The sequence below is a fragment of the Streptomyces sp. genome, from assembly GCF_035644915.1.
In the GTDB taxonomy this organism is placed as follows: Bacteria; Actinomycetota; Actinomycetes; order Streptomycetales; family Streptomycetaceae; genus Streptomyces.
The window spans coordinates 1-8,412 of record NZ_DASQNP010000241.1 but is presented as its reverse complement, the minus strand read 5'-3'; the positions used below and the strand labels follow the sequence as shown (position 1 = coordinate 8,412).

Annotated in this window: 7 protein-coding genes and 1 pseudogene; 4 read left to right on the top strand and 4 right to left on the bottom strand. The window is 75.6% G+C overall.

Going from position 1 to position 8,412, the window contains the following annotated elements:
* The 3 genes and pseudogenes from VE546_RS25735 to VE546_RS25725 all read left to right on the top strand — a co-directional run.
* Positions 1 to 404: pseudogene (locus VE546_RS25735) on the top strand (L-seryl-tRNA(Sec) selenium transferase); the annotation flags it as partial.
* Between the two features lie 7 nt (positions 405 to 411).
* The gene (gene selB / locus VE546_RS25730; RefSeq protein WP_324926399.1) at positions 412 to 2,244 is read left to right on the top strand and encodes a selenocysteine-specific translation elongation factor; all 1,833 of its coding nucleotides are present in this window, start codon (positions 412 to 414) and stop codon (positions 2,242 to 2,244) included.
* Between the two features lie 104 nt (positions 2,245 to 2,348).
* Positions 2,349 to 2,915: a DoxX family protein gene (locus VE546_RS25725; protein WP_324926400.1), complete on the top strand. Its 567-nt coding sequence runs from the start codon at positions 2,349 to 2,351 to the stop codon at positions 2,913 to 2,915.
* An 85-nt stretch (positions 2,916 to 3,000) separates the two neighbouring features.
* On the opposite strand, the gene VE546_RS25720 is transcribed toward VE546_RS25725, so the two are convergent.
* From VE546_RS25720 to VE546_RS25710, 3 genes are all read right to left on the bottom strand, one after another.
* Positions 3,001 to 3,708 (bottom strand): L,D-transpeptidase, encoded by a 708-nt coding sequence (locus VE546_RS25720; protein ID WP_324926397.1) that lies wholly within the window; start codon positions 3,706 to 3,708, stop codon positions 3,001 to 3,003.
* A gap of 702 nt (positions 3,709 to 4,410) precedes the next feature.
* Positions 4,411 to 4,800, bottom strand: a complete 390-nt coding sequence (locus VE546_RS25715; protein WP_324926395.1) for a cupin domain-containing protein — start codon at positions 4,798 to 4,800, stop codon at positions 4,411 to 4,413.
* Between the two features lie 82 nt (positions 4,801 to 4,882).
* A complete protein-coding gene (locus VE546_RS25710) occupies positions 4,883 to 5,779 on the bottom strand; it encodes an alpha/beta hydrolase (protein ID WP_324926393.1) in 897 nt (298 codons plus the stop codon).
* A gap of 119 nt (positions 5,780 to 5,898) precedes the next feature.
* On the opposite strand from VE546_RS25710, the gene VE546_RS25705 reads away from it, so the two are divergent.
* On the top strand, positions 5,899 to 6,945 hold the full coding sequence (locus VE546_RS25705) for a helix-turn-helix domain-containing protein (protein ID WP_324926391.1): 1,047 nt from the start codon (positions 5,899 to 5,901) through the stop codon (positions 6,943 to 6,945).
* A 347-nt stretch (positions 6,946 to 7,292) separates the two neighbouring features.
* Here the strand turns inward: VE546_RS25705 and VE546_RS25700 are convergent, their stop codons facing one another.
* Entirely contained in the window at positions 7,293 to 8,408 is a 1,116-nt protein-coding gene (locus VE546_RS25700; protein WP_414720588.1) for a serine hydrolase domain-containing protein, read from the bottom strand.
* Positions 8,409 to 8,412 lie beyond the last annotated feature (4 nt).

The following is an 8,412-nucleotide window of genomic DNA, read 5'->3' as shown; positions in this document are numbered from 1 at the left end:
TGGACAAGCTGACGCTGGCCGCGCTGGAGGCCACGGTGCGCGGCCCCGCCACCCCGACCCGCACCATGCTGCACGCCGACCCCCGGCGCCTGCGGGAGCGCGCCGAGCACCTCGCCGGACGGCTCCGCGGCGCGGGCGTCGACGCCCGCGCCGCGGACAGCGAGGCCGCGGTCGGCGGCGGCGGCGCCCCCGGCGTCGTCCTGCCCAGCGCGGCCGTGTCCCTGCCCGAGGAGTACGCCGCGCCGCTGCGCCGGGGCACCCCCGCCGTGCTGGGACGCGTCGAGGGCGGGCGGTGCCTGCTGGACCTGCGCGCCGTGCCCGAGGAGGACGACGCGACCGTGGCGGACGCCGTACGGCGGGCGGCCCCGCCCGCCCGGAGCGGCACCGCCGGGCGGGGGAGGTGAGCCGGGCGTGCACGTCATCGCCACCGCCGGACACGTCGACCACGGCAAGTCGGCGCTGGTCCGCGCCCTCACCGGCATGGAACCCGACCGGTGGGAGGAGGAACGCCGCCGCGGCCTCACCCTCGACCTGGGCTTCGTGTGGACGCGGCTGCCCGGCGGCGAGCAGGTCGCCTTCGTGGACGTCCCCGGCCACGAGAAACTGGTCGGCAACATGCTGGCCGGTGTCGGCCCCGTCCCCGCCGTCCTGCTGGTGGTCGCCGCGGACCAGGGCTGGCAGCCGCAGTCCGAGGAGCACCTCGCCGTCCTGGACGCCCTGCGGGTGCGGCACGGCGTGCTCGCCGTCACCCGCAGCGACCTCGCCGACCCGGCCCCGGCGCGCCGGGACGCGCTCGCCAGGATCGCCGACACCTCGCTCGGACGCGTCGAGGCCGTGCCCGTCAGCTCCGTCACCGGCGCCGGCCTGGACGAGCTGCGCGCGGCACTGGCCCGGCTGACCGCCGCGCTGCCCGCGCCGGACCGGGCCGCCGACGTACGGCTGTGGGTGGACCGGGCGTTCACCGTGCGCGGCCGCGGCACCGTGGTCACCGGAACGCTCGCCGCGGGCACCCTCCGCACCGGCGACCGCCTCGCCCTGGCCTCGCACCAGGCCTCCGGCGGCGGCAGGCCGGTGCGCGTGCGCGGCCTGCAGGCCCTCAAGGAGGACCGCGAGGAGGTGGGCGCGGTCGCGCGCGTCGCGGTCAACGTGCACGGCGTCGCCGCCGACGCCCTCCGCCGGGGCGACGCCCTCCTCACCCCCGGCCGCTGGCTCACCACCGATCTGGTGGACGTGCGGCTGCGCGGCGACCCGGCGGCCGACCTGCCGCGGCACCTCGTCCTGCACGCCGGCTCCGCGGCCGTCCCCGTCACCGTACGGCCGCTGGGCGCCGACACCGCCCGGCTGACCCTGGAGCACCCGCTGCCGCTGCGGGTGGGTGACACCGCGCTGCTGCGCGACCCCGGGCGGCACCGCAGCCCCGCCGGGCTCACCGTGCTCGACGTCCGCCCGCCGCGGCTGGAGCGGCGCGGCGCGGGACGGGCCCGCGCCCGCGAGCTGGAGACGGCGACCGGAGCGCCGGACGGCGCGGCGGAACTGCGCCGCCGCGGGCTGGTGCGGCGTACGGAACTGCTGGCCATGGGCGTGCCGCCCCCGGCCGAGCCCGTCGCCGGGGACTGGCTCGCCGACCCCGCCCACTGGGCCGCGCTGCGGCGGCGCCTGGTCCGGGCGGTCGAGGAGCACGCGGCCCGGCACCCGATGGACCCCGGACTGCCCGTCGAGGCCGCCCGCCGGGCCCTCGGCCTGCCCGACCGCGCCCTGGTGCACGCCCTGGTGGACGCCCCCGCGGACACCGCCCCGGAGACCGGGCCCCGCCTGGAGCGGCGCGACGGCCGCCTCCACGGCAGCGGCTCCCGTCCCCGCCTCCCGCCCCGGGTGCGGGCCGCGGTCGACGCCGTGCGCGAGGAGCTGCGCCGCGCGCCCTTCCGCGCCCCCGAGGCCCACCGGCTGGCCGAACTCGGCCTGACCCCGAACGCGGTCGCCGCCGCCGTCGCCGCCGGCGCCCTGCTGCGGATCGGGGACGGAATCGTGCTGCTGCCCGGAGCCGACACCAGGGCCGCCGAACTCCTGGCCCGGCTGGATCAGCCGTTCACCACCAGCCAGGCCCGCCGCGCGCTCGACACCACGCGCCGGGTCGTCATCCCCCTGCTGGAACACCTGGACGCGCGCGGTCTGACCGTCCGCCTGGACGGCACCCTGCGCCGCTGCGAACGGACCGGCGCAGCCGGCGGCCCGGCCACTCCCTGAGGGTTTCCGAGGGGGCGGCCCGCCCCGAACGGACCGCCCCGGTGGTGCGCCCCGCGGGCGGCGGCCAGGCTGGGGAGGGAGCCGGACGTGGAGAGGTGATCACCGTGCCCCTGGCGAACCGCAGCGACCTGGGACTGCTCGCCCTCCGGGCGGGCGCGGGCGGGGTCCTCTTCGCGCACGGCGCCCAGAAACTCTTCGGATGGTTCGGCGGGCACGGCCTGGAGGGCACCCGGCGGGCGATGGAGCAGATGGGCTTCACCCCCGGCCGGGCGAGCGCGCTGGCCGCGGGACTGGCCGAGGCCGGCGGCGGCACGCTGCTGGCCCTGGGGCTGGCCACACCGGCCGCGGGTGCCGCGGTCGCGGGAACCATGGCGGGAGCGGTGTCGGTGCACGCCCCGGCGGGCTTCTTCGTCACCGAGGGCGGCTTCGAGTACCCGGCCTTCCTCGGGTTCGTCGCCACCTGCCTGGGCGTCGCCGGCCCGGGACGCTACTCGCTGGACCACCTGCTGGGCCACCGCCTCAACCGCCCCTGGGTGACGACCGCCGGCCTCGTGGCGAGCGCCGCGGCCGCCGCCGTCGTCCTGCGCCGCCGCGCCGGCACGCTGGGCGGCGGGCCGGAGGGGGCGCCGGCTCCCGACGAGGGCTCCGGCGAGGGCTCCGCACCGGCCTGAGGGCCCGGCCCCCCGCGCCGCCGCGGACGCACGACGCCCGGGCCCCGCCGTGACGCGGTCGCCCGGGCGTCGTGTGCACCGCCGGTCAGGTACCCGGCTTGCGCCCGTACACGTAGACGTCGTCGCCGTTCTTCAGCAGGCTCCAGTACGCCGCGGCGTCCGCGGAACGCATGTTGACGCAGCCGTGCGAGCCCGGCGGCGACCACACGCTGCCCTTGATGGAGTGGAACGCCTGCCCGCCGTCGAAGAACTGGCTGTAGGGCATGGCCACGTCGTAGATCGTCGACCAGTGGTTCTTGTTGCGCCAGTAGATCTTCTTGGCGCCCGTGCGCGTCTCGTACCCGTTGCGTCCGGTGCGCACCGGGACGGGGCCCTTGACGAGCTTCTTCCCGTCCTGGATCCAGCTCAACTGGCGCGTGAGGTCGACGCAGGCGATGCGGCCCTTGTCGGTCGGGCACTTGCCGGCCTTGTTCGGGTTCTTCCCGGCCGCCTTCTGCTTGTTCATCAGGTCCATCACGCCCCAGGTGATGGGACCGGCGTAGCCGATGTTGGGTGAGATGCCGTGCTTGGTCTGGAAGGCCTGGATGGCCTTGCAGTCGGAGGCGGACTGCCTGCCGTCCACCTTCAGGCCGAGGAAGCCCTCGACCTGCTTCTGGTAGGGGCCGGTGCTCGTGGTGCAGGCGGGCGCCGCGTGTGCCGGGGCGGCGCCGACCGCGACGGCCAGGGGCGCGGCCACCGCCGCGGCGGCGAACAGCGCCCCGAGTCTGCGGCTCCTGGCCGCTGGTATGCGCATGGTTGTGCGTCTCCCTCCCCGCGTACCCGCCCCGCGGCGGCCGGGTGCCGGCCGCGTCCGGCGGTACGCGCTCAAGGAGGCGGGCGGTTGCGGGGCACGCCCGGGACGCCGCCTCCTCGGTGGAGTCAGACGACCGGACCGGGGTGTTCGGTTGTACGGAACGCGTCACGAATCGGACGCCTTCCGCCCCGCAGGTCCCGCCCCCGCACCGCTCCGGTCCCGTCGCGCGGTTCCCGCCGCCGCGCGGACCGGCCGGACGGACCCGACCGCCCCGGGCCGGGACCGCCGGATGGACGCGTGGCGGGAGTGCGCCGGCGGACCTTGCGCCCGTACCGCCGCGCGGTCGGGGAGGACGGGACAGGCCGGGGCGCGCAGCCACACCCGCCGGCCGCGAGGGGTGACGGTCAGCCCGAACTCCTCCGGGCCCGGGTGCCCGGCCGCGGCGTACTCCCGCCGCGGTGGTCCTCCACTCCTCGCAGGACCGCTGCGGGCACCGTGGTGGTCACAGAGGTGCGCGAGGGGAGTTCGTGGGGAAGCCGCGGCGGCGCCGGAGGCGCGGGCGGCGCACGCTGCCCGGGTGCGCGCTGCCCGCTGGCGCGAGGGCCCGCTCGGGCGGACGGACCTCACCCCCGCTGACGGAACGGCTCCCGAAACCCCGTCGGGCCCCGGACGGCGGGTGGCGGCCGGGCGAGGGGCCCCGGTCTAGGCCTCGGCCCGCTTCTCCAGGCGGCTGCCACGTGGCACGGTGACGGACATGATGTCGCTGGGGGTGTCCAGTTCGATGCGGTGCCACCGCCCGCGCGGCACGATGACCGCGGTTCCGGCCGCCAGTTCGACCTCCTCCTGTTCTTCTCCCGGCTGCTCCGGGCGGAAGTAGAGGCGTATCCCGCCGGTGAGGCAGGACACGACCTCGTCCGCGTCGGAGTGGACCTCCCAGTGGTCGGCGTGGACGTCGGCGCCGGTCTCCACGTGGAAGGCCGTCAACTGCCAGCCGTCCCGCTCGGGGTCGAACACCGGCTGCTCGGCGCGCGCCCGGCCGCCTCGGTCGAGGTGGACGAAGGAGGCGAAGAGGTCGATCGGGGTGACGGTCATGCCGGGAGGTCCTTTCCTCGGTGATCATTCATCTGGTGGGTTGTGGCGCGAGGGGTGGCCGGCCTGGCCGGCCGCGACCGCCTCACCCGGCCAGCGCGCGGCGCAGGGCGGCGCCGAGTTCGGCGTTCTGCCGCTGCGAGACCTCGGCGGACAGGATCGCCTGCGACCCGTGAAAGGTGCCGGGCCACTGGTGCAGCTCGACCGGCACGCCCGCCTGCAGCAGGCGCAGCGCGTAGCCGATGCCCTCGTCGCGGTTCGGACAGAACTCGGCGGTCGCGATGTAGGCCGGGGGCAGGCCGGACAGGTCGGCGGCCCGCGCGGGGGCGGCGTACGGTGTGGCGGGCCGGGAGCCCAGGTAGTGCCGCCACGCCGCGGCGGCCTTGTCGCGGTTGAACCAGGGAGTGTCGGTGAAGTTCCGTGCCGACCACGTCTCCTGCCGGTCGTCGAGCCCCGGCTGGTTGAGCAGTTGGAAGCAGACCGCCGGCCCCTGCTCGTCACGCGCCCGCAACGCCACCGCGGCGGCAAGCCCGCCGCCGGCACTGTGGCCTCCGACCGCGATCCGCGCCGGGTCGATGCCGAGTTCGGCCGCGTGCTCGGCCGTCCAGGCCAGTACGGCGTAGGCGTCGTCCAGGGCCGCCGGGAACCGGTGCTCGGGGGCCAGACGGTAGCCCACCGAGATCACCACCGCGCCGGAGCCCTCCGTGATCCGGGTGGCCCACGGGTGCTCGGTGTCCAGGTCCCCCATGACGAATCCGCCGCCGTGCAGCCAGACGACGGCGCCCTGCGCCTGGCGCGGGCGGTAGATCCGTACCGCCACGTCCGGGTCGGCGGGCACCATGCGGTCCTCGACCTCCATGTCCGTGGTGTCCGGTCTCGGCACCGCGGCGGCCAACTCGGCGAGGTTCTTGCGCGCGGTGAACGGGTCGGTCAGGTCGGCCGGGGGGAAGAACGGGATGAACGCTTCGAGTTCGGGATCCATGACGGCCATCCTCACGGCCACCCCCGCAAGGGGTCACCCGCCTTCCGTCGCGCATCCCGCCCCGATCACGCGCCGATCGGCGCGCCCCCGTCCTCCTCCCCCTCTGCCATCCTTCTGCCATGGAGGCACTGGCCGTGCGGCTGTCGGGACTGGATCCGTACGTCGACGGCGCGATCCGCGTCGTCGCGTTCTACGACACGCTGATGCGCCGACGGGTGGACCTCCCGGCGCTCGCCCGCGCCTCGGCGGGCCTGGCCGAGTGCGTGACCGGAATCCGGCTCCACGGCACGGGACGGGCGATCCGCATGTCGCCCGACGGCAGGGAAGCGTCCGCCTCACCGCCGACGGCGTCCACCGCGGCGTCCACCACCGCACCGATCACCCTCGATGAGGAGGAGATCGGCGCGGTGTGGCTGGAACGCCCCGGCGCGCCCGGCCCGCTCGACGAACTGCTGCTGGACCGGCTCGCCATCGCCGCCGCGGCGGTCGCCGAGCGGTACGGCCCGGCCCGCACCACCATGGCCGACCCCGCCCTCGTCGAACTGGTGATCAGCTCCGACAGCGACGAGGCGGCCAGAGCCCGGGCGCTGCGGCTCCTGGGTTTCGCCGCCGATCTGCCGGTCCGCGTCGTCGCCGTACGGTCGCGGCTTCCGCTCGACCAGGTCGGCGGCCTGCTCTGTCCGGCCCGCCCGGTGAAGGCGGCACCGCTCGCCGACGTGGGCGTCATCCTGGCCACCACCGTGGACCCGGCCCGGTTTCCGGCGGGCGTACGCGCGGGCATCGGTGCCGCCGAAAACCCCGGCCTGTCCTGGCGGGAAGCCCGCACCGCCCTCCGCTTCACCACCCCGCGCCGACCGGTCGTCCACTACGACGGCCTGGGGGCGCTGGCGCTGCTCGCGCAGGTGCCGCCGGACGCCGTGCGGGACAACGCCGACGTGACCGCGATCGCCCGGATCGCCGACAGCCGGGAAGACGTCGAGACCCTGGACGCCTACTGCGTCACCGGCTCCCTGCGCCGGGCCGCCGACCTTCTCCACCTGCACCACAGCAGCGTTGCCCGCCGGCTCGAACAGATCGGAAAGACCCTGGGCATCGACCTCACCGAGCCCACGGGACTGACACGGGCCAAGCTCGCCCTCACCGCATGGCGGCTGCTCGACGACTGAGGAAGGTCCGCCTCGTCGCTCCGGCCACCCGTCGTACCTGGTGGTGCGCCTGGTCCCGGGTTCACCGGCGCGCTGCTTCACGCGGGCAGTGGTGCTGTGGGCGGCGGTGCCCCGCCGGTGCTCCACGGAACCGGCATCTCCGCGGGTCGGACGGCGGAGGCGGACGGGAACCGGATCCGTTCCAAAACAGGGCTGTGACCTGGGGTTTTACGATAAGTCCCGGGCAGACGGACACCAGCGGATGCCGACACGCGCCAACGCGCGCCAGTCGATGCCGCACCGGGGCCCCGCTGTGGGCCCGGCCGATTACTTTTCCGGTGGACCTCAGATCGCCTGGCCCTCGGTGCTCAGGGGCGGGTGAGCAGGTCGGCGACCCGAGCGATCATCCGGCTCTCCTCGCCGTTGCGGGCGGTCGTCGGGTGGTAGGCGAGCACGAAGCGCCGTTGCTGGTCACGAGTGGAGAACGCGGCGTTCTTGTAGCCGTACTTCTCGCCGGTTTTGCCCCAGAGGGTCACGCCGTTGACGGTGGCCTGCTGCAGCCCGGTGCTGTAACGGGCCGGGGAGCCGTCCAGCATCCGCACGTCGTCCGGTGGCAGGGTGAACATCAGGTGGAGCAGCTCGGGCGGGAGGAGTTCGCCGGAGAACAGTGCGACCAGCATCCGGTCGAGGTCGCCCGTGGTGGAGATCATGTCGCCCTCGCCCCGGGTGGACGACTGGTCGTACGCGGTGATGTCCCGCAGGCCGCCGTCGGCCATCGCCAGGTAGCCGTGCACGTGCCGGCCGCGGATGCGCGGGTCGTCGCCGGGTACGACGGTGTGCGCCAGGTCCAGCGGGCGCAGGATGCGGGCCGCGACGGCCTCCCCGTACGGGCGGCCGGTCACCTTGTCGATGATCAGTGCGGCCAGTACGTAGTTGATGCCGCGGTACTCCTGCCGGGTGCCCGGGGTGAACTTCAGCGGTCCGTGCGTCGCCGTCGCCACCCACTCCTGCGGTGTCCAGTGGTCGAAGCGGTGGCGGAAGACGTCCTCCGCGGTCTCCGGTTCGGGGATGCCGACGTGGTCCGGTAATCCGCTGGTGTGGTTCAGCAGGTGCGCCACGGTGACGGCCGCGAACCGGGTCGGCAGCAGCTCCGGCAGGACGCGCCGCACCGGCGTGTCCAGTCCGAGCCGGTCCTCGGCCACCAGTTGCAGCACCACCGTGGCGACGAACACCTTGGTGACGCTGCCGATCCGTACCTTGTCCCGCGCCGTCACCGGCCGTCGCGTCCTGATGTCGGCCACGCCCGAGGTGCCGTGCCAGCGGCCGGCCGTGCCGCCGACCCGCAACTGGGCCGCGGTCGACGGCGGATGCTCCAGGTCGTCGATCGCCGCCCGCAGGGCGACCGGATCCAGGACCGGCAGAGACGTGGGAGAGGCGGGAGGTGCGGCGGCACGGTGTGCGGGCAGTACCGCAGTGGTGGCCAGCGCG